The organism is Chromobacterium haemolyticum (genome assembly GCF_002081825.1).
GTDB lineage: Bacteria > Pseudomonadota > Gammaproteobacteria > Burkholderiales > Chromobacteriaceae > Chromobacterium > Chromobacterium fluminis.
Genome location: NZ_MUKU01000006.1, coordinates 35800 through 62076, shown reverse-complemented (window position 1 = coordinate 62076; position 26277 = coordinate 35800). Strand labels below are relative to the sequence as shown.

Annotated in this window: 23 protein-coding genes and 3 pseudogenes; 2 read left to right on the top strand and 24 right to left on the bottom strand. The window is 50.4% G+C overall.

Annotated features, from left to right (window positions below; translation table 11 throughout):
* Positions 1 to 100: 100 nt before the first annotated feature.
* Both B0T39_RS05775 and B0T39_RS05770 read right to left on the bottom strand, forming a co-directional pair.
* A complete protein-coding gene (locus B0T39_RS05775) occupies positions 101 to 1609 on the bottom strand; it encodes a YifB family Mg chelatase-like AAA ATPase (protein ID WP_081545225.1) in 1509 nt (502 codons plus the stop codon).
* Between the two features lie 5 nt (positions 1610 to 1614).
* Positions 1615 to 1902: an accessory factor UbiK family protein gene (locus B0T39_RS05770; protein ID WP_019103588.1), complete on the bottom strand. Its 288-nt coding sequence runs from the start codon at positions 1900 to 1902 to the stop codon at positions 1615 to 1617.
* Positions 1903 to 2214: 312 nt separating this feature from the next.
* Between B0T39_RS05770 and glnK the strand changes: the two genes are divergently transcribed.
* The gene (gene glnK, locus B0T39_RS05765) at positions 2215 to 2553 is read left to right on the top strand and encodes a P-II family nitrogen regulator (protein ID WP_081545224.1); all 339 of its coding nucleotides are present in this window, start codon (positions 2215 to 2217) and stop codon (positions 2551 to 2553) included.
* 29 nt (positions 2554 to 2582) lie between these two features.
* Positions 2583 to 3896, top strand: a complete 1314-nt coding sequence (locus B0T39_RS05760) for an ammonium transporter (RefSeq protein ID WP_081545223.1) — start codon at positions 2583 to 2585, stop codon at positions 3894 to 3896.
* Between the two features lie 289 nt (positions 3897 to 4185).
* Here B0T39_RS05760 and B0T39_RS05755 read toward each other — a convergent pair whose 3' ends face one another.
* The 22 genes and pseudogenes from B0T39_RS05755 to B0T39_RS05650 form a co-directional block, all read right to left on the bottom strand.
* Positions 4186 to 4629: a ClpXP protease specificity-enhancing factor gene (locus tag B0T39_RS05755; protein ID WP_081545222.1), complete on the bottom strand. Its 444-nt coding sequence runs from the start codon at positions 4627 to 4629 to the stop codon at positions 4186 to 4188.
* A 9-nt stretch (positions 4630 to 4638) separates the two neighbouring features.
* Positions 4639 to 5241: a glutathione S-transferase N-terminal domain-containing protein gene (locus B0T39_RS05750; protein WP_039756141.1), complete on the bottom strand. Its 603-nt coding sequence runs from the start codon at positions 5239 to 5241 to the stop codon at positions 4639 to 4641.
* 151 nt (positions 5242 to 5392) lie between these two features.
* Entirely contained in the window at positions 5393 to 6157 is a 765-nt protein-coding gene (locus tag B0T39_RS05745; RefSeq protein WP_081545221.1) for a cytochrome c1, read from the bottom strand.
* 16 nt (positions 6158 to 6173) lie between these two features.
* The gene (locus B0T39_RS05740; protein WP_081545220.1) at positions 6174 to 7511 is read right to left on the bottom strand and encodes a cytochrome b; all 1338 of its coding nucleotides are present in this window, start codon (positions 7509 to 7511) and stop codon (positions 6174 to 6176) included.
* Positions 7512 to 7525: 14 nt separating this feature from the next.
* Positions 7526 to 8110 carry a ubiquinol-cytochrome c reductase iron-sulfur subunit gene (gene petA / locus B0T39_RS05735; protein WP_081545219.1) on the bottom strand — a complete coding sequence of 195 codons (585 nt, stop codon included), beginning with the start codon at positions 8108 to 8110 and terminating at the stop codon, positions 7526 to 7528.
* Between the two features lie 114 nt (positions 8111 to 8224).
* The gene (locus B0T39_RS05730) at positions 8225 to 8971 is read right to left on the bottom strand and encodes a Nif3-like dinuclear metal center hexameric protein (protein WP_081545218.1); all 747 of its coding nucleotides are present in this window, start codon (positions 8969 to 8971) and stop codon (positions 8225 to 8227) included.
* 120 nt (positions 8972 to 9091) lie between these two features.
* Positions 9092 to 10732: a chaperonin GroEL gene (groL, locus tag B0T39_RS05725; RefSeq protein WP_081545217.1), complete on the bottom strand. Its 1641-nt coding sequence runs from the start codon at positions 10730 to 10732 to the stop codon at positions 9092 to 9094.
* 49 nt (positions 10733 to 10781) lie between these two features.
* Complete coding sequence (gene groES, locus B0T39_RS05720) at positions 10782 to 11069, bottom strand: co-chaperone GroES (protein WP_081545216.1); 288 nt, start codon at positions 11067 to 11069, stop codon at positions 10782 to 10784.
* A 354-nt stretch (positions 11070 to 11423) separates the two neighbouring features.
* Positions 11424 to 11867, bottom strand: a pseudogene (locus tag B0T39_RS05715) (transposase); the annotation flags it as partial.
* A 51-nt stretch (positions 11868 to 11918) separates the two neighbouring features.
* Positions 11919 to 13056 (bottom strand): annotated as a pseudogene (locus B0T39_RS24845) (IS3 family transposase).
* A gap of 119 nt (positions 13057 to 13175) precedes the next feature.
* Positions 13176 to 13699 (bottom strand): annotated as a pseudogene (locus B0T39_RS05700) (transposase); the annotation flags it as partial.
* Between the two features lie 160 nt (positions 13700 to 13859).
* Entirely contained in the window at positions 13860 to 14963 is a 1104-nt protein-coding gene (locus B0T39_RS05695; protein ID WP_081545213.1) for an MraY family glycosyltransferase, read from the bottom strand.
* Positions 14964 to 15098: 135 nt separating this feature from the next.
* Positions 15099 to 16292 (bottom strand): glycosyltransferase family 4 protein, encoded by a 1194-nt coding sequence (locus B0T39_RS05690; RefSeq protein ID WP_081545212.1) that lies wholly within the window; start codon positions 16290 to 16292, stop codon positions 15099 to 15101.
* A 10-nt stretch (positions 16293 to 16302) separates the two neighbouring features.
* Positions 16303 to 17439, bottom strand: a complete 1137-nt coding sequence (gene wecB, locus B0T39_RS05685) for a non-hydrolyzing UDP-N-acetylglucosamine 2-epimerase (RefSeq protein WP_081545211.1) — start codon at positions 17437 to 17439, stop codon at positions 16303 to 16305.
* Positions 17439 to 18575, bottom strand: coding sequence for a UDP-2-acetamido-2,6-beta-L-arabino-hexul-4-ose reductase (wbjC, locus tag B0T39_RS05680; protein ID WP_081545210.1), 1137 nt, complete (start codon positions 18573 to 18575; stop codon positions 17439 to 17441). The genes wecB and wbjC overlap by 1 nt, the downstream gene beginning before the upstream one ends.
* Before the next feature lie 3 nt (positions 18576 to 18578).
* Entirely contained in the window at positions 18579 to 19607 is a 1029-nt protein-coding gene (locus tag B0T39_RS05675; protein ID WP_081545209.1) for a polysaccharide biosynthesis protein, read from the bottom strand.
* A gap of 18 nt (positions 19608 to 19625) precedes the next feature.
* Entirely contained in the window at positions 19626 to 20411 is a 786-nt protein-coding gene (locus B0T39_RS05670) for an AglZ/HisF2 family acetamidino modification protein (protein WP_081545208.1), read from the bottom strand.
* A gap of 3 nt (positions 20412 to 20414) precedes the next feature.
* Positions 20415 to 21032: an imidazole glycerol phosphate synthase subunit HisH gene (gene hisH / locus B0T39_RS05665; RefSeq protein ID WP_081545207.1), complete on the bottom strand. Its 618-nt coding sequence runs from the start codon at positions 21030 to 21032 to the stop codon at positions 20415 to 20417.
* Entirely contained in the window at positions 21029 to 22177 is a 1149-nt protein-coding gene (locus tag B0T39_RS05660) for an N-acetyl sugar amidotransferase (RefSeq protein WP_081545206.1), read from the bottom strand. The genes hisH and B0T39_RS05660 overlap by 4 nt, the downstream gene beginning before the upstream one ends.
* Before the next feature lie 27 nt (positions 22178 to 22204).
* Complete coding sequence (locus tag B0T39_RS24840; RefSeq protein WP_141111097.1) at positions 22205 to 23392, bottom strand: hypothetical protein; 1188 nt, start codon at positions 23390 to 23392, stop codon at positions 22205 to 22207.
* A gap of 59 nt (positions 23393 to 23451) precedes the next feature.
* Positions 23452 to 24831: a hypothetical protein gene (locus B0T39_RS05655; RefSeq protein WP_081545205.1), complete on the bottom strand. Its 1380-nt coding sequence runs from the start codon at positions 24829 to 24831 to the stop codon at positions 23452 to 23454.
* On the bottom strand, positions 24828 to 26276 hold the full coding sequence (locus tag B0T39_RS05650) for a lipopolysaccharide biosynthesis protein (RefSeq protein WP_081545204.1): 1449 nt from the start codon (positions 26274 to 26276) through the stop codon (positions 24828 to 24830). The genes B0T39_RS05655 and B0T39_RS05650 overlap by 4 nt, the downstream gene beginning before the upstream one ends.
* Position 26277 lies beyond the last annotated feature (1 nt).

Genomic DNA, 26277 nt, shown 5'->3' with positions numbered 1-26277 from the left:
GAGGAATTTTTTAAATCTCGATTTGCCATGCAGCACTTACGCTTTTAACTAATCAAATAGTTCAAAAAACTATCTGGATTGATCAATTCTTTATTTATTGTTAGCCATTAGGCATTGCAGCGCGTCGTAATTGAATTGCCTGCAACACATGCTCCCGCATGACCATAGCCTGACCTTGTAAATCGGCAATGGTTCTGGAAACTCGAAGTATCCGATGATAACTGCGCGCCGACAAGCCGATCTTGTCCAAAACTTGCCGCAATAATGCCAGCCCCTCGGCGTGAAAATCGCCAAGCGCCTCCAATTCAGTCCCGCTCAAGCCGGCATTCGCCTTTCCCTGCCTCGCCAATTGTCGACGATACGCCGACTCTACCCGTTCACGCACCAAAGCGCTCGGCTCGCCGGCGACCCCATCCACCAGCTCGTCGGCAGGCAAGGACTGCACTTCAACATGCAAATCGATGCGATCCAATAAGGGGCCGGATATTTTACCTCGATAGCGCCCCACTTGCTCGGGCGTGCACCGGCATTTTCCGCTGAAATGCCCAAGATAGCCACACGGACAGGGATTCATTGCCGCAATCAGCTGAAATCGGGCGGGAAAACTGGCTTGGCGTGCTGCGCGCGAGATGTGGATCACCCCGGCCTCCAGCGGCTCGCGCAAGACTTCCAGCACTTTGCGATCAAACTCCGGCAATTCGTCCAGAAACAAGACGCCATGATGCGCCAAGCTGATTTCCCCAGGCCGGGGATCGCTGCCGCCGCCCACCAACGCAACCGCGGACGCGGTATGGTGCGGGGAACGGAACGGCCGTACGCCCCAATCGTCCAGAGCGAAGCCATCGGTCCCCAAAGAACGCACGGCGGCGCTTTCCAGCGCCTCTTCATCCGGCATACCGGGCAAGATACCGGGCAGGCGGGCTGCCAACATGGATTTGCCGGTGCCTGGCGGTCCGATCAACAAGAGGCTGTGCCGTCCGGCCGCGGCCACTTCCAGCGCATGACGCGCCAAGGACTGGCCTTTGATATCCAACAGATCAAGGTAATCCGGAAGCGATCGGGACGAGCCGCCCTCTTGCCTATACGGTTCCAGCGCGGAAAGACCGTTGAGAAAGGCACAGGCCTCAACCAGGGTGCTCACGCCATACAAGGGCATTCCTTCAAGCACGGCGGCCTCCTTGGCGCTGGCTACCGGCAAGATGAAGGCGCGCCCCGCTTCCCTCGTCTTGCACGCCATCGCCAAAGCACCGCGCACCGGCCGCAGGGCACCGGTCAACGCCAGCTCTCCGGCGATTTCATATTCCGCCAACTGGGGACAGCGCACCTGTCCGCTGGCAACAAGAATGCCAATGGCGATGGGCAAATCAAAACGGCCGGAGTCTTTGGGAAGATCGGCCGGGGCCAAATTGACGGTGATGCGCCGGGCCGGGAACTCAAAACCAGAGGTCAAAATCGCCGCGCGGACCCGCTCCCGACTTTCCTTCACCTCAAGGTCCGGCAAGCCGACAATGGTGAAAGCGGGCAAGCCGTTGGCCAAATGCACTTCCACCGCAACCTCAGGCGCGTCCACTCCGGCCAGCGCCCGACTTGCGACCACGGCCAGCGCCATGTCGCTCAGGAGTGGCCGAGTTCTGATTGGGCTTCTACCGTGGCTCGCGCTTCCTCCGGGAACACCTGCGCCTCTAAGCGCGCTAGCTTCTGCTCCAGTTGAGCCAGCTTCTCCCGAGTCCGCACCAACACTTCCTGCTGCACGTCGAACTCCTCGCGCGTCACCAGATCCATTTTGCTGAAGGTGGAGGCCATCATCGCTTTGACGTTTTTCTCGATGTCCTTGGCCGGGCTGGCGGCAATCGTTTCGCTGATCTTGTTGCCGATTTCCTCGAACAGCTTTTGGCTCAACATGACGCGGCTCCTTGAGTGAGTAAGTGATAACAGAGCAGAGTGTAGCAAAAAGCCAAGCCCATCACTCGCCAGCGCGTCCCCATTGACGAGCGCCTCTCCCAACTCCGCGCCCTAACGGCACCAAATCAGTGCGGAGCCCCAACGCCGCATGCACCGGGAAAGTGCCAAAAAGGCCAGTACAGACCTTTTTTGCGTTGCAACATGATCTTAGCGTTTTCTTTTGCGCCAATCCGGCCTGGCACGATTCATGCGTATTGACGCGATAGCAGCCCTCAACTCAAGACACCGGATCATCAGACCCAAGGAGCAGTCATGAAACTCGTTTCTGCCATCATCAAGCCCTTCAAGCTGGACGAAGTCCGAGAAACCTTGTCCGCCATCGGCGTGCAAGGCATCACCGTCACCGAAGTCAAAGGCTTCGGTCGCCAGAAGGGGCATACCGAACTCTACCGCGGGGCCGAATACGTGGTGGACTTCCTGCCCAAGGTCAAACTGGAGATCGCTATCGACGACGCTTTGCTCGACCAGGTCGTGGAGGCCATCGAAAAATCCGCCCGCACCGGCAAGATCGGCGACGGCAAGATCTTCGTCTACGACCTGGAACAAGTGGTGCGCATCCGCACCGGCGAAACCGGCGCCGACGCGGTCTGAACCGCAATAGAGACTTAGGGGAAACGACAATGAAAAAACTGCTCGCAACCATTCAGCTCGCCGGCCTGGGTCTAATGGCTCCGCTGGCGTTCGCCGCCGCGCCGGCCGGCCCCGCGATTGCCGACGCCAAGAGCATCAGCGCCGGCGACACCGCCTGGATGCTGATCTCCACTGCCTTGGTGCTGTTCATGACGATTCCCGGCCTGGCCCTGTTCTATGGCGGCATGGTGCGCAAGAAAAACGTATTGGCGACGCTGATGCAAAGTTTCGCCATCACCGCGCTGATCACGGTGCTCTGGGCGGTCATCGGCTACAGCCTGGCCTTCACCGTCGGCACGCCTTATCTCGGCGACTTGAGCCGCGTGATGCTGGACGGCATGGTTTACCTGAAAGATGCCGGCAAATTGGCAGTACATCCGCTGGCCGGCACCATACCGGAATCGGTATTCATGACCTTTCAGATGACTTTCGCCATCATCACCCCCGCGCTGATCACCGGGGCCTTCGCCGAGCGAATGAAGTTTTCCGCGATGTTGGTCTTTATGGCCCTGTGGTCCTTGCTGGTCTACGTGCCAGTGGCCCATTGGGTCTGGGCTCCGGGTGGCTGGATGGCCGACAAGGGCGTGCTGGACTTCGCCGGCGGAACCGTAGTGCATATCAACGCCGGTATCGCCGGCTTGGTAACCGCCTTGGTGCTGGGCAAGCGCGTGGGTTTCGGCAAGGAAGCGATGCCCCCCCATAACCTGGTGCTGACCCTGGTGGGGGCATCGATGCTGTGGGTGGGCTGGTTCGGCTTCAACGCCGGCTCTGCCGCTGCGGCGGACGGCCGCGCCGGCATGGCCATGGTCACTACCCAGCTTGCCACCGCCGCCGCCGCGCTGGCCTGGATGTTTGCCGAATGGCTCACCAAGAAAAAGCCTTCGGTGCTGGGCATTGCCTCGGGCGCGGTCGCCGGTTTGGTCGCCATCACGCCTGCGGCCGGCTTCGTCGACGTCAAAGGCGCGCTGATCATCGGCCTGGCGGCCGGCGTGGTGTGCTTCTGGGGCGCCACCGGACTCAAGCACATGCTGGGTTATGACGACTCCCTGGACGCCTTTGGCGTGCATGGCATCGGCGGCATCCTGGGCGCATTGCTCACTGGAGTCTTCGCCGTCAAAGAAATCGGCGGCGCGGAAGGCAGCCTAGCCGCTCAAGCGCTCGGCGTGGGCGTCACCGCGGCCTATTGCGCCATCATCACCTTCATCCTGCTAAAACTGATCGATGTAGCGATTGGACTGCGCGTCGCGGAAGACGAAGAACGCGAAGGGCTGGACGTGATCCTGCACGGGGAGCGCGTCGAGTAAACCCAAATTTTCTTGTTGTGGTAAGGGACTTGGGGCGCCGCTGGCGCCCTTTTTTTACAAGAACGTGTTTACGATTTCACGAGCTAAGAACGTGTTTACGATCTCGCGAGCTAAGGCAAGACAAGGCGAAAACAGCTAAGGGAGCGGAATGTCCTTGCGGTACATGAGCATTTCGAAAGTGTTTTCAACGCCGTATCGCTGACGCGCAGCAGATCGTAAACAGGTTCTAAGACGCCCGTGAAAAAGCCGGCCCTATACGGACCGGCTTTCGCTTACGGCATTGAAACCGCTATTTGACGATGCGCAGGCTAGGACGCCCGGTCGGCTTGATCGGAGCCTCAGGCTCCGCCGGACTGTCCGCTGGCTTGGCTTCGTCGTCGGCCACCACCGGTTTCAGTGCCGGCGCGGCGGCTTCAGCCTCTCCCAACTCGACTTCGAAACCCATGCCTTCACCGGTTTCCCGTGCAAAAATCGACATCACATTGCCAATCGGCACCCAGATGTCGCGGGAAACGCCGCCGAAGCGAGCGGAAAACGACAACCAGTCATTGTCGATACGCAGGTTCTTGGTGGCCGAAAGACCGATATTCAACACGATTTCGTTATTTTTCACGTACTCGTGCGGCACATCGGCGCGCTCGTTGACCCATACCACCACATAGGGCGTGAAACCGTTGTCGCCGCACCACTCGTGCAGCGCTCGGATCATGTAGGGCTTGGTGCTGGAGCTCATTGGCAATCCTTATTTGCGCATAGCCTTTTCGGACGGCGTCAGCGAGTCAATGAAGGACTGGCGCTGGAAAATACGCTCGGCGTACTTCAGGATGGGCGCGGAGTTTTTGCCCAGATCAATATTGTAATGCTCCAAACGCCACATCAGCGGCGCAATCGCCACGTCGATCATGGAGAAATCATCGCCCAACATGAACTTCTGCTTGGCGAAAATCGGCGCGATCGTAGTCAAACCGTCACGGATGGCCTCGCGAGCCTTGTTCGCTTCCTTGCCGGTGGCACCGGCTTCCAGCGCCTTGACGTGGATGAACAGCTCGTTTTCAAAACGGTAGAGGAACAAACGGGCGCGCGCGCGCATCACCGGGTCCGCCGGCATCAGCTGCGGGTGCGGGAAGCGTTCGTCGATGTACTCGTTGATGATATTGGATTCGTGCAGGATCAAATCGCGCTCGACCAATACCGGCACCTCATTGTAGGGGTTCATCACTGCCAGATCTTCCGGCTTGTTATGGATGTCCACATCAATGATTTCGAAATCCATTCCCTTTTCAAAAAGCACGATGCGACAACGCTGGCTGAACGGGCAGGTAATTCCGGAGTAAAGAGTCATCATGGCAGGAGGAAATCCTTAACTAACAATGGGTTGATTCAGCTGGGCATTCTAGCACTTTCCCCCACCCCATTTCCAGCACTGCATCATAAGCCCATGATTTGAAAATAAAAAAGGCGGATTTCTCCGCCTTGATCAAAGCTGAAAAACTCGCTTAATGCACGTCGCGCCAGTACTCTTTCTTCAAGAAATACGCCAGCGGCAACAGCAACAACGACAGGAACATCAATACAACATAGCCGATCTGCTGACGCTTCACTTGCGCCGGTTCGCCGACATAGACCAGGAAGTTGGTCAGGTCCGCCATCCGCTTGTCGAACTCCACGGTGTTGGCCTTGCCGTTTTCCAGCTTGGTCAGAGTACCGGCCTTGATCAGCTCCAGCTTGTGCTCCTCATGGCCTTCCGCGTTCTTCTCGGTTTTCAGCACCTGCTCGCCTTGCCATTCCCAGAAGATGTGAGGCATGCCCACCTTGTCGAACACCGCGTTGTTCCAGCCGGTAGGCCGGCTCGGATCGCGATAGAAGCCGCGCAGATAGCCGTACAGATAGTCGGCGCCGCGAGAACGCGCGATCAGCGACAAGTCCGGCGGCGTGGCGCCGAACCAGGCTTGAGCATCCTTCTTGTTCATCGCGATGTTCATCTGATCGCCAATCTTGACCCCTTCCGGCAGCAGGTTCGCCTTGATCTGCTCTTCGGTCAGGCCGATATCGGTCAGGCGGTTGTAGCGCATCGCGCTGGCCGAGTGGCAAGACAGGCAGTAGTTGGTGAAGATCTGCGCGCCGCGTTGCAGGCTTTCCGTATCTTGGATATTGATAGGCGCCTTGGGCAGCTTGGCCCCTTCGCCTGCAGCCAACGCCGTGGCGCTGAACGGCAACGCCAGCGCCATGGCCGCGATCAGGTGGCGGATTTTGCTTTTCATGAGTCCTCTCCCCTTTTTACACGTTCATGGCGAATACGGCGGCGGCCACTATGGTCACCACCACTAGCACCGCAAACCGGATTTGGCGCTGGGCGTTGGTATCGGTCACCCGCGTCGGCACCGGAATGCTGCCCACATCGTTCTTGGTATAGAACGGCATCCCCAGGAAGAAGGCGAAGTAGACGAACGAGAGCACCTGCGCGATCACGGTACGGGCATTGGTGGACGGCAAGGCGCCCAGAATGCCAAGACCGATGAAGGACACGATGAACAGGACCAGCATGAACTTGAACTTGGGACCGCGGTAGCGGATGGACTTAATCGGCGAGCGATCCAGCCACGGCAGGAAGGCGATCAGCACCACGGCCGCGCCCATCGCCAATACACCCCATACCTGGGTACCCAGGAAGGACGGGATGGCGCGCAAGATGGCGTAGAACGGGGTGAAGTACCATACCGGCGCGATATGCGGTGGGGTCTTCAGCGGGTCGGCCTGGTCGAAGTTGGGATGCTCCAGGAAGTAACCGCCCATTTCCGGCATGAAGAAGACAATGGCCGAGAATACGATCAGGAACACCACCACGCCCAGCACATCCTTAACGGTGTAGTACGGGTGGAAGGGGATGCCGTCCAGCGGAATGCCCTTATCGTCCTTCAGTTTCTTGATCTCAACGCCGTCCGGGTTGTTGGAGCCTACTTCATGCAAGGCGATCAGGTGAGCTACCACCAAGGCCAACAGCACCAGCGGCACCGCGATCACGTGCAGCGCGAAGAAGCGGTTCAACGTAGCGTCGGACACCACGTAGTCGCCGCGGATCCACACCGACAAGTCGGGACCGATCACCGGAATGGAACCGAACAGGTTGACGATCACCTGCGCGCCCCAGAACGACATCTGGCCCCAAGGCAACAGATAGCCCATGAAGGCCTCGGCCATCAGGCACAGAAAGATCAGCGTGCCGAACACCCACACCAGTTCGCGCGGCTGCTTGTAGGAACCGTAGATCAGGCCGCGGAACATGTGCAGATACACCACCACGAAGAACATCGATGCGCCGGTGGAGTGCATGTAGCGGATGATCCAGCCTCCGGCCACATCGCGCATGATGTATTCGACCGAAGCAAAGGCAACCGGGATGCCGGCTCCATTCAAGGTGCCGTCCGGTTTGTAGTTCATGGTCAGGAAGATGCCGGTGACAATCTGAATCACCAGTACCAGCATGGCCAGCGAACCGAAGAAGTACCAAAAGTTGAAGTTCTTCGGCGCGTAATACTCGGTAACGTGCTCCTTGAGCATCGACGATAGCGGAAAACGCTCGTCTACCCAGTTGAGCAGCTTTTGTCCTTTAGTCATGTAGCCCCCTCAGCTTATTTGTCTTCGCCAATCAGCAGGCGGGTGTCGGACAGATATTTGTGCGGCGGAATTTCCAGGTTCTTCGGCGCCGGCACGCCTTTGTAAACGCGCGCGGCCAAATCGAACTTGGAACCATGACAGGGGCAGTAGAAACCACCCAGCCAGTCCGGGCCCAAATCGGCGGGCGCGATATCCGGACGGTGGGTCGGCGAACAGCCCAAATGCGTGCAGATGCCGACGGCAATCAGCAACTCTGGTTTGATCGAGCGATGCTCGTTCTGGCAATAGGCCGGCTGTTGATCCATCTCGGACTTCGGATCCACCAGCTTCTCGTCCAGCTTCGGCAGGTTTTTCAATTGCTCCGGCGTGCGGTTCAGCACCCATACCGGCTTGCCGCGCCACTCAACGTTGATCTTCTGGCCCGGCTCGATCTTGCCGATATCCACCTCGACGGGAGCGCCGGCGGCCTTTGCCCTCTCGGACGGGAAGAAACTCATCAGAAACGGCGTAGCCACTCCGGCCGCCGCCACACCACCAACAGCGCTGGTTGCAACCGTCAGAAAGCGACGGCGCCCCGCATCGACTTGTTGTTCACTCATTACAGTCATCCTCAAACGTGGAAACCGAGCCCAAAACTGCCTGATTTTACCCGATTCCGAGTAGGGACTTGAAGCTTCTATGCAAATAAATTGGCCGAAGCCCCGCTTAGCCTCTTAAACCGGGTTGGAAATGTCTACAAATTCAACACTTATGCCATGAAGCTGAGCCATGCGCTCGCCCAAAGCCTTGATGCCAAAACGCTCCGTGGCGTGATGCCCCGCGGCGATGAAAGCCACATCACACTCCATTGCCATATGATGATTTTGCTCTGACGCTTCTCCGGTGATGAAAGCATCCACCCCCAGATCGATGGCTTCGGCGAAGAAGCTCTGCGCGCCGCCGGTACACCAGGCCACGCGCGAAATCGGCTTGTCCGCCCTGCCCAAGAGCAAGGCCTCGCGCCCTAGGCGAGCGGAAACGTGCTCGCGAAAATCCACCGCGCGGCCTCCACGCCGCCATGATCCATGCCATAGCAAGCCCTGCTCGCCCCCCTGCCCCAGAGCGTCCAAATCCAGCACCTTGCCCAGCATCGCGTTATTGCCCAACTCCAGGTGAGCATCCAAAGGCAGGTGGTAAGCCAACAAGCTCAAATCATGCTCCAGCAATGCCTTGACCCGTTGGCGCTTCATACCGCAAATCCGGGCGTCCTCTCCCTTCCAGAAATAACCGTGGTGCACCAACACGGCGTCCGCTCCACGCAACGCCGCCTCATCAATCAAGGCCTGGGAGGCCGTCACCCCAGTCACCAACTTGCACACCGTGGGCCGGCCTTCCACCTGCAGCCCGTTGGGGGCGTAGTCCTTGAACCGCCACGGCTCCAACATCGTGTCCAGACTACTCAGCAACGCCTTCAATTCCATCGCGCACTCCTTAATTTAATATATGCCCCAGCTTTATTTTGCCAGAAGCCAACTCATTTTAAGGCCACAAAAGAAAAACCCCGCCGTAGCGGGGTTGTTCAAAGCCGATGAGGCGTCAGCTTACATCATGCCGCCCATACCGCCCATGCCGCCCATATCCGGCATGCCAGCCGCCGGCTTGTCTTCCGGCAGTTCAGCGATCATGCAGTCGGTGGTCAGCATCAGGCCAGCAACGGAAGCAGCGTGCTGCAAAGCGGATCGGGTCACCTTGGCCGGATCCAGCACGCCCATTTCCAGCATATCGCCGTACTCGCCGCTAGCCGCGTTGTAACCAAAGTTGCCTTTGCCTTCCAGCACCTTATTCACCACAACCGACGGCTCTTCACCGGCGTTCTTGACGATCTGGCGCAGCGGCGCTTCGATGGCTTTCAGCACGATCTTAACACCGGCGTCTTGATCGGCGTTGTCGGTCTTCAAGCTGTCCAGAGTGGAGCGGGCACGCAGCAGAGCAACGCCGCCACCAGCCACAACGCCTTCTTCCACAGCGGCGCGGGTAGCATGCAACGCGTCTTCAACGCGGGCCTTCTTCTCTTTCATTTCCACTTCGGTGGCAGCGCCAACCTTGATCACAGCAACGCCCCCGGCCAGCTTGGCCACGCGTTCTTGCAGTTTCTCGCGATCGTAATCGGAAGTGGCTTCTTCCATCTGCTTGCGGATCTCGCCCACGCGCGTCTGAATCTCAGTAGCCTGGCCGGCGCCGTCGATGATGGTGGTGTTTTCCTTGCCCACTTCAACGCGCTTGGCTTGGCCCAGCATTTCCAGCGAAGCTTTTTCCAGGGTCAGGCCCACTTCTTCGGCAATCACGGTGCCGCCGGTCAGGAAAGCGATATCCTGCAGCATGGCTTTGCGACGATCGCCAAAGCCCGGGGCTTTAACGGCTACCACTTTCAGGATGCCACGGATGGTGTTGACCACCAGAGTGGCCAGCGCTTCGCCTTCCACATCTTCAGCGATGATCAGCAGCGGACGGCCGGATTTGGCCACTTGCTCCAGAACCGGCAGCAGGTCGCGGATATTGGAGATCTTCTTGTCGAACAACAGGATGAAGGGATTGTCCAGAGCGGCAATCTGCTTGTCCTGGTTGTTGATGAAGTACGGGGACAGGTAGCCGCGGTCGAACTGCATGCCTTCAACCACGTCCAGCTCGTTGTTCAGGCTCTTGCCGTCTTCAACAGTGATCACGCCTTCCTTGCCCACTTTTTCCATGGCATTGGCGATGATGTCGCCAATGTCGGAATCGGAGTTGGCGGAGATGGAGCCAACCTGAGCGATTTCCTTAGTGGTGGCGCACGGCTTGGCAATCTTGGCGATTTCGCCCACCAGCGAGGCAACGGCTTTGTCGATGCCGCGCTTCAGATCCATCGGGTTCATGCCGGCGGCAACGTACTTCATGCCTTCCAGCACGATGGCTTGAGCCAGCACGGTGGCGGTGGTGGTGCCGTCGCCGGCAACGTCGGAAGTCTTGGAAGCGACTTCTTTCACCATCTGCGCGCCCATGTTCTCGAACTTGTCTTTCAGCTCGATTTCCTTGGCGACGGATACGCCGTCCTTGGTGATCGTCGGAGCGCCGAAGGAGCGGTCCAGCACCACGTTACGGCCTTTCGGGCCCAGAGTCACTTTAACGGCATCAGCCAGGATGTTGACGCCGGTTACCATCTTGGCGCGAGCGGAATCACCAAACTTTACGTCTTTAGCAGCCATTCTTAAATCTCCAGAATTCTGAGTAAGGGAAGTTCAGATGCGGGTCGGATTACTCAACGATGCCCATTACATCTTCCTCGCGCATTACGAGGACTTCATCGCCGTCAACCTTGACAGTCTGACCGGAGTACTTGCCGAAGATGACCTTGTCGCCAACTTTCAGCTCCAGCGAGCGACGCTCGCCGTTGTCCAAGATCTTGCCGTTGCCTACGGCCAACACCTGGCCCATGTCCGGCTTCTCTGCGGCTGCGCCCGGCAGAACGATGCCGGAAGCGGTTTTTTCTTCAGCCTCGAGGCGCTTGATAACAACACGGTCGTGCAAAGGACGAATTGCCATGGATCTCTCCTATTACAGTGGCTGTTGAGAGTTGAAACCTGTTTGAGTTGAGGCGGGCGTTAGCACTCACCTGCTACGAGTGCTAATGATAGGGACGAGCGGGCGCGATTTCAAGAGTTCATCTCGCTAATTTTGTGATGACCATCTGTACCCACGGACGGCTGGCTAGCCTCTTCTCGCAAACCATTAGGGCGCCTCGAATAACCCGAGATCTTCAGTGAACCCGGCCACAACATGATTGCCGCGACCACATTCGGCGCAACTTCCCAGATGAACTGCCGTTTTTCGGGGCGCGTCACGCGATTTTTCGCTCGGTTCTCCGCTCAAACCCGGCGATTCAGGCGAGTTCGAGCATCAGAAGGCTTGGATTCCCGCCTTGCGGAGAAATACCAATCGCTTCAGGTTGTAGCAGGTCGCCATCATCGTCTGCCCGAAGTTCGCACACGCTTGGCCAATCGTGCGGACTAACTTGCCACCCATCTGCTCGATCACGGCGAATACATGCTCGACACGGGCACGCACCTTGGCAATGCGCTGGTTACGTCGCTGCTGGCAGTCGGACAGCGGCTTGTTGGTGTACCCCCGCCGCTGAATCTGGTTCCGGAATCCGTCCTATGCAAGCTGAGCTTCACGCGCTTCAGACGGGTAGCCGCGGTCGGCGTAAATGTCCCGGCTTGTGTTGCCGGTATCGAAGACGTTGTCGAAATGCTGGCTGTCGTGCGTGCTGGCGGTGTCGGTCGCGAACTTGCGGATCAGTTTGTATTTATTGTCGATGTTCACCGACAGCTTGTAGCCAAACTAGGAATTGCTGTGCCTCTTGTGACCTGCCCCCCGGATTAGGGTCAAGGCCTACTTAGTAAAGTCGGTTAAAAATTCCTGCTTTTGCTCCAGCTCCGCTTGCTCCCCCGTGCGGAAGCCCGCCGCAAATGCGGCTGGCGTTTGATAGTTCAGCGAGCTGTGTGGTCGTGCTTCGTTGTAATCCTTCCGCCACACGGCAAGCTCGACCCGAACATGCGAGAGACTCATGAACCAGTGCTCATTCAGGCATTCATCGCGTAAGCGCCCGTTGAAACTTTCGATATACGCATTCTGCGTGGGTTTGCCCGGCTGGGTCAGCTTCAGCGTGATTCCTCTGACACTGGCCCATTGATCCAGCGCGTTGCCGGTGAATTCCGGTCCCTGGTCGGTACGGATTGCCGCTGGATAGCCCCGAAATCGAGCGGCCTGTTCCAACACCCGCACGACGTAATGTCCGGAGATTCCGTAATCAGCAACCAGGTCGATACATTCCTTACTGAAATCATCCATGATGGTGAGCACCTTGATGCGACGCCCGTTGGCTAGCGCATCGGAGACAAAGTCCATCGACCATACCGCATTCGGTTTCCCAGGGCGCTCCAGCGGCTCTCGCTCAACGGCTACACCATGGCACCGCCTCCTGTGTTTCACCATCAAACCGGCTTTACGATATAGCCTGTAGACCCGCTTGTGGTTAACTCTGACACCATCTCGGCGCAGGAGAATGTGCAGGCGGCGATACCCAAAGCGGCGTCTCTCGTGGACCAACTCAATCAACCGGTCCTTCAAGAGCGTATTGTGGTCCGACGTCTTTGCCTGATAGGCATGGACGCTGCGTGCCCCCCCACCAGCCGGCAGGCCCGTCGCTCCGAGATAGAGGTCATCTCGCGCATTCGCTGCACCGCCTCACGCTTCTGCTGCGGGGTTAACGCTTTACGCCGAGGGCCACTTTGAGTGCTTCGGCATCAAGAATCGCCTCGGCCAGTAAGCGCTTCAGTCTGGCGTTCTCAGTCTCTAGCTCCTTCAACCGCTTGGCGTCAGAGACATCCATGCCACCGAACTTGGCTCGCCAGTTGTAGAACGAAGCATCACTAAAGCCATGCTGGCGGCACAATTCCTTCACCGGAACGCCAGCCTCGGCCTGCTTCAAAAATCCAATGATTTGCTCTTCCGTGAAACGCTTCTTCAAGTTCGTTCCCCCTGTGTAAAACGAACTTTACTAAGTTTCGGATGGCCCTGTTTAGGGGGAGCAGGTCACTTGGTCCAGCTTGCCTCCTGGCCCTTCTGGCGCCGCTTGTCCGGTTTCTAACCGGCCGGCGTCGCGCCCTGATCAAGCAGTTCTTTCTCGCCGCGACTGTTGTGCTGCTTCGGCGTCGGCACCAGCGTCGCGTCAATAATCTGACCGCCTCGTGCGATATAGCCATGCTTGAGCAACTGGGTCGACACACCGTCGAACAGCGCATTAGCGCCGGTCTCGCCGATCCGGTTCTCGAAGGTCCAAATCGTGGTGCGGTCAGGGATATTAACGGCGTGGTTCAGACCGCAGAAACGCTGGTAACTTATACAGTCGAGCAGTTGATACTCCATCTGCTCGTCGGACAGGTTGTAAAGCCGCTTGAGCACCAGAATCCGCACCATCGTTTCAATCGGAAACGGCGGCCGACCGCCCTGTGGGCAGACCGGTCTCGGTGCCCCCGGTCGATCTCAGCAGCTAAAGCAGCAAAGTCGATGTGCTGCTCGATCTCGGAGAGCGGATCGCCCAGCCGGTCGATCTTCTGGCGGTGATGATCGGCGGCGAACAGGTCGTTCTTGATGGCGTTGCCCTGTTTCATCGGGCTCAAGCTCGGCAAGGTTCAGGACAGCGTAATTTTAACAGCAGGTGGGCTCGTCTAGGTTTGTCGAGGTGCCCTTAAGTCATCAACCTAGACGGGAAGAGGCACGCTGCTTACGTTAATTGGCATAGTGATCGTCGGATCAATGCACGTCCAGAGATCAACGATGTGCTGACTTACGTAGCATCAACCAACGAGGCGTACGGAAGCGTATAATCATTCGGTACAGGTTCACATAAGTTAACATGAAAACGAAGACGAAACACATTAATATCTTTGTATTATCCCAAAACAACATGGCCGGCACAACGGATACTGATGATAGTGCCCATAGATAAGGAGAGGTTAGACTATTACGCATTGTCTTGTGATCAGCGTCACGACTTCCTACCATCCAGCGGACCAAACGCATATAAACCAATTGATGAAGGTGTAATGCATCCGGAGAACCAATCCGACGCCCTTGTAAAAACTTTCTGCGATAAATGGAAAATAATGTTTCGAAGACTGGATAAATTACACATAGCAATGGAAACCAGGGAGAAATTTGTGAATGGCGGGCCACAAGCAATACAGACACCTCTGCAATCATGAAACCGACCAAATAAGCCCCGCCATCACCAGCAAAGATTAAGCCTCGAGGAAAGTTCCAAAATAGGAATCCAGCAATCGCCCCTATCATAGCGAAACAGACACCCATCAAGGCTAAATCTTGAACCTTGAACGCAACATATGCCATAGCCAGAAAAATAAAAACAGATACCACTCCAGACAAGCCATTATACCCATCTATTATATTTACTGCATGTGCCACACCACCAACTGCTATAACGGTTAAAAGCAAGGACAGCAGCCAAAACTTCGAGAGCAAACCATCTAACAAAGAAATATCTAGACGCTGCAATCCAGCATTCAACATGAAATATCCCAAGACTGCCGCTATAAAAGTAGCGAGCAAGCGCGGTAATGGCCCGACCTTTTTTGTCACATCCTCAACTATCCCTGCCGCAAAAGCAGGCAATGCTACAAACAATAGCAACAATCCTGTTGTATCATTTTGTAACCATGCCAGCAGAACACACCCCCCCGTCAATCCTACCGCAATTGGTACTCCTCCTATGCGAGGCACCGGTCTCGCATGAAATTTCTGTACTCCACTTAGATCATGATCTGCAGTAAACTCCCCATGCAAATGAGAAAAATGAATCAAACACATACCAACAGCCAAAGAAAGAAATGTAGCCAACAATAGGATTATTAGCATTAATATGCCTCGTCTATATTCCACGAAAGAATGCAAAGAAATCGCACAATTAACCGTTATAGTTTCATGTTCTAGACAGATAGGTGAACCAAAAATAGAAAAGTGCTCATCAGGCTCAAAAAACTAACGTTAAACCTATCGATCAGATAGCGCCTCAACTATCTGCTGCACAGCCCGTTCAACAGAAAAATCACGTAGAAAAAGTCGATTACAGCGATCTGAAAGAGTTGAATCAACTTCAATCTGAGACATTAACTTGCCAGTCAACTGCAGTAACTCATCTACTTGATTGCTTTCACAAACTTGTCCAACCTGTTCCTCACGGATCAAATGAGCAATGTCATTACCAGAGTTCACATTAGCCAACACAGGTAGACCATTCTGCATATAGGTCAAAAACTTACCAGGAATATTATGTGATTTATGGCGCCTATCTAATGCAACAATACCAGCGCTACATTGAGCATACAAGTCAGGTATTTCATCCGGATGGATTTCGTCAAAGAAAAGAACATTTTCTAGCCCCATTGCAAAAGCAGTTTGCTTCAGCCGGCCTGCATCACTTCCACGACCAACAAATAAAAAACCAATATCCTGCCGATTACGCAGCTTATCTGCCAGCTCCAACAAAATGTCCATACCTTGAGCTACACCCATATTGCCGGCGTACACTAAAACTTTTCTACCCGCCAGAGCTGTTTCACAAATTTGAATCGAACAACGAACATCTGCGGGCTTGTCTAGCCAATTTTGCAGAACCTCCAATTGACGCCCAGGTCGTGTTTGCCATTGCTCAAAATACATTCTATTGCCAGGTGTTTGCACTCCAATGACATCTGCTATCGAATACTGATAACGGGCAACAGCGTTAAAGAAACGATAGAGCAACCCACGTCCCATCAACCCCATATCTACCGCCCATTCAGGAAAGATATCACGAATGATAAGGTAGCCTTTACATTTAGTTGACTTCTTCAGAGCACTAACAAGCGGAGCATGGAAAATAGATGGCGCATACCACACTACCCCTTCCCAAGACTCACGAGCTAAGGGACTTTTGCGCAACTGCCGCAGCATGGCGAAAGGCATGGCCAACTCACCTAAGGTTCGTCGGACATAACTAATATCTTTAGTCTTGGGAGCTCGCAAACGCAATACCTGCACACCATTAAGCTCCTCTAACAACCAAGGCGCCGTCTGATCTGAACATGGCAAGAGAACCGTCAAAGCATGACCTTGACGTACAAACTCGCGCGACAGATCCCTTAACTGCACTGCTCCAGAATTACGAAGAGGTGGAAAGGTATCCGCGATAAGCGCAATCTTCATCAATCAATCCTCAGTACTTTTTCCACACTACTCTGTTCACGTAGTCAGTGTAGCTGTGAATAATGCGTACCACCTTTTCACTCACATTAGGCATGCTGTAGTCAGCAACAAGACGCAGGCTACGATCCTCACCACGAAGCTGATTCTGTAAAATCGCCAGTCCTTGACGAACCCGTTCTACTTCTAAGCCTACCATCATAACGGCGGCTTCCTCCATTCCCTCTGGCCTTTCATGCGCTTCGCGCAAGTTAAGTGCAGGGAAGTTAAGAATGGATGACTCCTCATTAATGGTACCACTGTCGGACAAGACAACCTTTGCCTGCATTTGCAAATTTACATAGTCATGAAAGCCTAAGGGCTTCATAAGCCGTACTAATGAATGAAACTTAACATCCATCGTATCCACTCTTTTTTGAGTACGTGGATGTGTAGACACAATCACCGGCAGGCTATAGTCTTCTGCTAGCGCATTCAGAACAGTCACTAACTTTGAAAACGATCTATCCGATTCGATGTTCTCTTCGCGATGCGAGCTGACCACAAAATAGCCACCCGGCTGCAAGCCAAGTCGACTCAGTACATCAGACGCCTTAATTTGTGGTAGATAATGATGGAGCACTTCATACATTGGACTGCCAGTTTTGATAACCTGATCCGGAGGCAAGCCTTCTCGCAATAGATAGTCCCGCGCAAGCGTACTATAGGTGAGATTAATATCCGCAGTATGATCGACAATGCGGCGATTTGTTTCCTCAGGTACACGCTGATCAAAACAGCGATTTCCAGCCTCCATGTGGAAAATCGGCATTCTACGCCTCTTCGCCGGAATTACCGATAAGCAGCTATTTGTATCGCCCAAAACTAACATCGCCTCAGCTTGCACCTGAGCCAGCACACCATCAACAGCGGTAATAAGGTTACCAATCGTGTTGGCTGCGCTGGTGCTACCCTCGGCACTACCTAAAAAAAAGTCAGGTTTTCGAATCCCTAGATCATCAAAAAAAACTTGATTCAACTCGTAATCATAGTTTTGACCCGTATGAATAAGCACATGATCGCAGTAAAGATCTAAAGCTGTCAAAACTCGGGACAATCGAATGATTTCAGGCCGTGTCCCAACAACCGAAACTACTTTTAATTTTTTCATTACTTAACCTTATGAGCCACTGTGTCAGGTTTTTCCCGATCAAAGTTTTCATTTGCCCAAAGCATCACCACCAGCTCATCAGTGCCAATATTCGTAATATCATGCGACCAACCAGGAATTGTATCTACGATCTGTGCTTCCATACCACTAGTTTTGAGTTCAAATAACTCATCAGTCACCAAGTGTCTAAAACGGAACAAAGCATTTCCTTTGATTACGAGAAATTTTTCACTTTTAGTATGATGATAATGGCCACCACGCGTTATGCCTGGGTGCGCCGTAAAATAGCTAAATTGACCACAATCAGGCGTCTTCAGCATTTCTACAAAAACACCACGCGGGTCAACGTATCGAGACACCTCGTAAGCAAAACTCTCATTCGGCAAAAAACTCACATAAGTGGCATAGAGCGCACGAATCAGCCCTTGCCCCACTCGATCGGTCATCAGCGTTGTTCGGCACTCTTTAAAACCAAGTATATGCTCAGCTAATGTATCAAGACTAATAGAATACTCTGGCTCAACCTTCTCTTTTTTTAGCCCTGGCACCGGAGCTTCGAGAGAAGCTAGTAAGGCGCTAACAACATCATCGACATACACCAACTGCAGAAAAGTTTCTGGATTATTAATCTGTATTGGCAAATCTCTCGCAATATTATGACAAAAAGTCGCAACAACCGAGTTGTAATTAGGTTTGCACCACTTCCCAAAGACTCCAGGCAAACGATATACTACACAAGGATTACCAGTAGCTAGGGACAGAGATTCAACTGCCTCTTCTGCTGCTAATTTACTGCGACCATAGGGATTATTTTGGTCGGCCTGAATAGAAGAAGCCAGTAGCAATGGAATATGCCGACCACTGTTTTTGTACTCATTTTTTATCGCATGGCAAATTGCAACAGTCAGCCCCGTATTTACCTCAGCAAAACTATCTTCATCAGCCGGACGATTCTCACCCGCCAAATGAATAACAGCATCAGCCTGGGCAACTAAGGCCGCTAACCGGTCACTATCGTCACCACGCAAAAACGTACTAACCGTATTGCCATCTCGCTCTCTCAGCCGAAGTGTTAGGTTTTTTCCAATAAAACCATTCGCACCGGTGACCAGAATGCGACGACTAATCTCACCCATAAGTTACTCCTCGGCTTCAACTTGCTCACCATGCATGGTGGACTGCATGAAGCGCAGCCTCTTCAACTGCTCTTGCATGCTGGGTACATCTAGACGATTTGTGTTATGCGAGTTGTATTCAGTAGACTCAGAAATCTTAACCTCACCCTGTTCAACAAACTTACCATAATTCAAGTCGCGCAAGTCTGGTAACACTCGGAAGTATCTACCTAAATCTTGTGCAGCCACCATTTCCTCGCGACTTAATAATACCTCAAACAGTTTCTCTCCATGGCGAGTACCTATAATATCTATAGGATGACTCGGCATACCAAGCATGTCAGTCAACGCCCTAGCCAATACCTCAATAGTAGCCGCAGGTGCCTTTTGAACAAAAATTTCACCAGGTTGGCCGTTTTTAAAAGCGAACAAAACTAGATCCACGGCATCATCCAGCGTCATCATAAAACGAGTCATGCTTGGATCAGTGATTGTAATAGGTTGACCAGCACGTATTTGATTGACGAATAAGGGTATCACTGAACCACGCGAGCACATGACATTGCCATATCTGGTGACATTTATTATTGTGCTATTACTGCTTCGAGACTTAGCCACGGCAACCTTTTCCATCATTGCCTTACTAATACCCATAGCATTAATTGGATAAACCGCCTTATCAGTGCTAAGCACAACAACTCTACTAACATTGCAGTTAATTGCTGCCTCTAGTACATTCTCTGTCCCAAGCACATTAGTTTTGACAGCCTCAAGTGGATGGAATTCACACGAGGGGACTTGTTTTAGTGCCGCCGCATGATAAATGAAGTCGGCACCACGTACCGCGCTCAAAACCGACTGATAATCTCGGACATCTCCAATATAAAATTTTAGCTTTGTACTATTGTACTTTTTCCGCATGTCGTCTTGCTTTTTCTCATCTCGACTAAAGATTCGAATTTCACGCAAGTCCGAATCCAAAAAGCGACGCAAAACTGCATTGCCAAAAGAGCCTGTTCCCCCTGTAATGAGGAGCACTTTATTTTTAAACATAAAAGGCTTTCGAAAACACTAGATTTTTAAGGCTTCACGACAAAGTTGAAGCTTTTGTTCTGGAGTTGGATAGTTGATCAAAACCGCGCGATATTTGCCCTTAAATACAAACAAACTACCCGCCGCTGCACCAACTACACCAACTTTTTCAATCAATTTACCTAAATGTTCCAAAGACCCTGCTCCACCTAAAAAGGTCACAGGCACATTTAACGCGCTCTTGAACTGGGCAGCCAAATCCAAATCATAGCCTTTCATTTGGCCATCTAGATCAACTGAATTAATAACAATTTCGCCAGCACCTGCTTCCTGCAATTGCTTTGCCAACTCAACAGGATCCGCTTTGTAACTTGTTTTTGCATTATGCGTGCATACTTCGTACCCTTTGGAGAACAGTCCAGTCCTTTTACGCACATCAAGAACCGCTACAACAGACTGACGTCCCACCGCAGCAGCTATTTCCGTTAATACCGACGGGTTCGCAATAGCTGCGGCACTTACAGCCACCTTCTCCACTCCCATATCGACAATGCGCAATGCCTCTTCGGCCTTGGTGACCCCACCACCATAACATAAAGGCATACGGCATTCTGCGGCTAACTTCGCGATTAAACCAAAATCTGGATACACCCCTTTGACGGTTGCATCGATGTCCAAAATCATAAGCTCATCGGCCTCCTTCTCATTGAATATCCTAACAGCATTAATCGGGTCACCAACATACTTTGGTTCTTTGAACCCTTGAGTTTTGACCAACCCTCCCTGATGCACCAGCAAGCAGGGTATGATTCGAGGACGCAACATACTTTACAGCTCCACAAAGTTTTTTAGAAGTTGTTCACCCCAATGGTGGCTTTTTTCAGGGTGGCATTGAACACCATGAATATGACCCCTCGACACAACTGCATCAAAATCCAAACCATAATTCGCGGTAGCCACAACATCTTTTTTATCAGCAGCATCAAAAAAATAAGAATGCAAAAAATAAAATTGCGCCCCATCCTCAAACCCGGTAGCAAACAATTTGCTACCCGTAGTGGGTTTTAACTCATTCCAACCCATGTGAGGCATAGGCAGTGCCGCACTTTCAGTCTGACTTGCAAATGCCCTTACTCTGCCAGGAATCCAGTTCAAGCCCGGCATCTCACCTTCATCTGAGCCTTCACTTAGCATCTGCATGCCGACACAAATTCCAATAATTGGTATTTTCTTTTCTAAAACTAATTCTTCAAGCTTAGAGCGCATACCTGAATCATTGAGTCGTTTCATGGCATGGTCAAAATGACCTACACCGGGTAAAATCAGCCTCGTGGCATCCTCTAGAACTTCAGAAGTTTCAGCGCGACGCGCATGAACTCCAAGGCGCTTAAATAAATTCAGAAATGCCTGTATATTACCAACACCATAATCAACTAAGTAGATCATCGGAAATACCTTTTCTCCAGACCAAGCATGCGCATAGCGTTAGCCCCTAGAGTAATTAACCAACGCTTATTTTTGTAATCACGATAAGATTTCTTAGGCAATTCAAAAAGCTTCTGCAGTTCCTCTACAGTTAACCCCAGCTTGTGCGAAACGTATTCAAATTCCTGAGTAAGAAAGTGTTCACTCATCTCAGGCTTTGAGATGCGTTCCAGAGCTTCATCCCTCGTCATTTGGCCCGTCATAATTAGGCTAGAAAAGTGTGCCCGGCGCTTTTCAAAACCGAACCGTCGCGGGAGCCAATAATCTTCATAGAAACGTGTAAAACGCGACTCATGGTGCTTATGCTGAAATCGTTTCCAACCAAAATGCTGATCCAGTTCATTTTCAGCTTCTCGCTTGACATAGGACACACAATTCAAAGGGTGATGCACTTTCATACCTAAAATTTTCTGATAAAAAATTTTATAAATCATGATGTCTACCAGAGGAAACTCATCATTCTGCTTGCCATCGCCACACTGCTGCCAGATACTTCCAAATAATGTTTTATCAATACCAAGATACCCACCCCAGTCCTCAGGCTCGCGGCAACATTCTGTTGAAAAATTTGATCCCGTTATAATATGCTTTATCTTATATTTCCGAGCAAACTTATATAACCCGGAGAAAAAAGCTGCATCTTGAACCAAATCAAGATCCGGTATACCCGCCCGCATAAATGCAACTTGCATTCGCTTGACCGACTCCCAATTCACAACATCCGTGTACAGATCTAGTCCTAGGCCATCGACGAGTCGTTCAATGTTTCCAACAGCCTGATCGGTATTCCAACCAGCATCGACATGGAATAATAGTGGTCGTAAACCCATTTTCTCTTTGGCTATATAAGCCGCATAAGAGCTATCAAGGCCACCACTCAAACCAATAATGCAGTCGAAGTCGCTTCCCTTTCCATCTTCCTTAATGGACCTGCTCATCTCCATCAGTTTTTGACCGTTCATCATATGATCATGCCAAACTGGTCTGATAGTAGTATTAAAATTATTGCAATACTCACAGACGCCATTTTCATCAAAGTGAATATGTTGGTCTGAAGTGTCCATAATACAATTAGAACAGATTTGATAAGAATTATTGTGACTCATAGCATTTCACCATAAAAACAACCGACTCTATTTAGCCAGCACCAGATCTATTTCCTGGATATGGTTTAATAAATCAGAACATGCTCGGTTTACACTACCAGATCGAACGATGGAAACCGTTGCTACTCCGTGACTACTATAATCAAACTCCATGAAAGAGTTGTAACTAACGAATGCTCCGCATACAGGATTACCCTCTCCCTCAAATACGCCATCAGCTAAATTAGCCAACTTTTTTTTTCTGCCATCATACAAGTGCGCGGGATGAAATTTGACAAATATTGGAATGCTACACCGCTCCTTCAACATAGTCAGCAGCTCAATTTCAGAGTCTATCGCGGGAAATGATGAAGCAAGAAATATAGACTTCTCCGGAAAATTAGTTTTAACAAATACTTGTTCTACAACAAATAACCGCCAGAGCAATACTTGATAAAACTTTTGAAAATCTTCTAAAAAGCGGTGATCCCGCAAATACAGCAAACTGACTTTCCCATAAGGATTGGGAAGCACGAGGTCAATATCAAGAAAGCCATGTTGTACGATACGGAAATCAGAGATTAAATGCGAAAGAATATAGCTCCATCGCTGATAGTGGTCATCGGTAAGCACCGTGCTTTGCCTAAGCGATTTACTATTTGCCAACATACAGAGAGAAAAAGAATCTCTTGCATGCAGCATCATATCCTTCCGTATGCCACGGGAGGAGGTGAAAATAAAATATAGAAATAAAAAATGTGTAACAATACTTAAAAACACCTCTACAAGACCTATTGTACGGCCCAATTTATAGCATGATAACTCTTGCTCACTTATAGCTGCATCCTGAGCATCTATATCAAAACAAATGGCTGAGTTTATTAAACTCATTCCGCCTCGGCTAGGAGTTACCACGATATATCTTTTCACACCAGAAAATACATCTCTTTTGAACGCACCACCTAGAACCCCCAAAAACCAATGGAAAGGCCACAACAGAACAATTAAAACTGGAGAAATAAAAATAAAAACACGGTAAAATTTACCCAAACGTTTAGTAAGAGCCACTTGCTTCATTACTTTATAATTTGGTATAAAGCCTGCATCCTCATCTTTAACATATACCCCACGCTGTTTAACATCAATTGCTCTTTCATTTTCCAACGAGTTAAAAACCAATCTTGCTAGCAACCAGCAATCATTTAAAACAACTCGAACAATACCAATAAATTTCATTTGTTATACCTAATTTGCCTTTGATAAACGACGACAGAGACAACTTCAATAATAATTAGTCAACACCGCTTATAGCTCAGAAGCTCATTTGAACTTATACTTGATTGCACCCGACTAGTGTTAACTTGACATGCATATTTGCAAGTTATGTATATTAAAAAATACTGCACAATGTATACTGGCATCTCCCAAGGGATTAATGTCCCTCGCAATGTGCTAAAAATACGTTGAAACTCCATAACATAAATCAGTAACAGCCAATAATTCCGACCTATAATAGCTATTCTATATAACCAGCCTATAGCAGCCGCATACAATAACAATGGCACCCAAGACAAGTAAAATCCGAAATAATTTAGATACATCTCAGTTTCGATTGGCCATTGTTGCGTAGCGTGTTCATTCTCCCATTGCTCAGGAAAAAACTCCTTTGTCAGCATAATACTAATATCAAAACTTGCATCTTTCGACTCAATACCCAAAATTTGGAGAGGTTTTACGAAGAATTGCGACAGCGTTTGGAAAAAGGCAGAATCACGACTGGTAACAACTAAATCATGCAACTGATACGAGTTAAAGTAACCAATTAGCATTTCTAAGAAATAGGGCGCAGATGCATAAAAGAAATCTGTCCTGAATAAAGTACCCAAATACAACAACACAAAAAATGCAACCGAAAACATAACGACAGACCGCAGTTTAAAGCTTAGATGTAGAAACCGCGGTGACAAGTAAACAATTAAAAGAAATATAAATCTGCTTTTAATTCCACCAATAACTGAAAGTATCATGCAAAGGAAAATCGCCTTCAGGATCAGCGGGAATTTACAGCGAGCCGTTATTGTCTGCAACCCAAGCAAATATACGACAATATTCCCAAGCACTATAATTGTCACATTAAGCAAGCCAAACCCTTCCCGCTTTGTGAGATAGGTATAGCTATAATTTTCAACCCACTCACTCACACCTGCCGTCAACTGCATAAACAAGAAAACTAACAAAATACATGCGACATATAGCGCATTAGTGAAATTTTCCTTGACACTAAAACTTTCTACAACTTGCTTACTTGCGATACCTTTGGACCGGCTAAAATAATGCAGCCCAAAAAACAAAATTAAAAATGTAAACTCTACTTGAAACAAAAGATATAAAGACATTTCCTTCCAGAAAACTGTCTGCCCCCAAGGCAAGACATATTCCCAGTCAATTAGATCCAATATCAAAGTCAATGTACTTGAAACAACAACATACAAACCATATGATGCAAAAACCATATTATTCGGATGAAAAACATGGTGCGGTCTAAAAATTAGATAGGTTGCAATAATGATCAATGATAGATAAGCACTTCCCCATGGCAGGGCCAGCATCATTACATTCAAAAATATAATCAACGATGCGTAAAATAGAAATTTTAGCTGCCTACCCATGCTCATCTCCGCTTCCTTGAAATCAATAACTGGATACTCTGTCTAAGCGACCAAACACAGCAAACTAATATTATAGCTTTTAACAGCAGCAACTGGGGTGTTTGTTTCACGAGGGACAATGGCAACAACATCCCCATCAAGCCAATCCATTTTAGTTCTCTCTTCAATGAAATACTGAATGAACTCACTTTATTTACAATTACTACACATAAAATACTAATAAAGAGATAAGTTGCCATATTTGTATAAGCTGCTATCTTATAGCTCGTTATAGGTAACAGCCACAAATTAAGCCCCATACTTAAGGCACAGCCCAGCATACCCAATCCTGCAATTAGCATAGTGCGATGCTTAAAAGCTAAAACACGAATCCAGCTCTGGAAAATAACAGAACACAATCCGCCAACTGCAACTATAGGAATTAAATTAAATCCTTCATTATACCGCGTAGGCAATATCCAATTTGCAAAATCAATACCAAATAGAACAATTACAGCAGCAGCAATGACGGAGCAGTTAAATATTGCAGCTGTGTCCCTTTTTAACTGAGACACATCATCTTTGTTTAGTGCATCAAAAAATGACGGGGTCAAAGCATTGAGCACAGCGCTCACTGCCATCGTAAGTAAAGCACCAACATTAAATGCAAGACTGTAATAACCCGTCACGACATTTCCGTAAAATTTACTCACCAAAACTCTATCAAATTGAGACATAAGCGTGAGTGAAAGCATATATGGGATAAGGGGAACCGCATATTTTACCATATATGCGACATCGCTACTACGCAATCTCCAAGTAACCCTATGCCTTAAGAAATAAATTACAAACCCACATAAGCCTATACTTGCAATCGACTCAGAGAAAAGAACTGCTAAAAACTTCTCCTTCGTTAGGGTTTGAAGCAAAATTATGCTGCCAAAAAAGCTAAGCAATGCTTTAGTTGCAAGAGTAATGAAGAGCACCCCCCCTCTTCGATCATGAATTGCCAACTGCGTCAACAATGACTCTGAAAGCATTCCAAGCACAATCGGGAGGATTATTAAAATCACAGATGCCGGCAAATTTAATAGCGGAGCCAACCAGCTAGCTGTAAAATAAAGTACGCCGCTACTAAACAAAAAAACAAATCCAACAACAATAATGGTTCCGCCAAGAAAAGTATTTTCATCCGCTCCTGGCTCATATATATAGCGCCCAACAGCAATATGTAAATTAAAGGACAAAAACAGCAAGAAAATCCAAAAGTAAGATTGACTAATATTTAATACACCGTAATCCGCAACTCCGATAAAGTGGCTATAAATAAAAATAGACGCAAGTGCACTCAACTTACTTACAACAGCTACCCCAAATTGATTCAAAACTTGCCAACCAATGCGTTCTCGCTTAGATTCAGGCTTAGTCACTTGCTTTTTGTCCAATTCTGCAATTTCTGATACGCTATTCAAT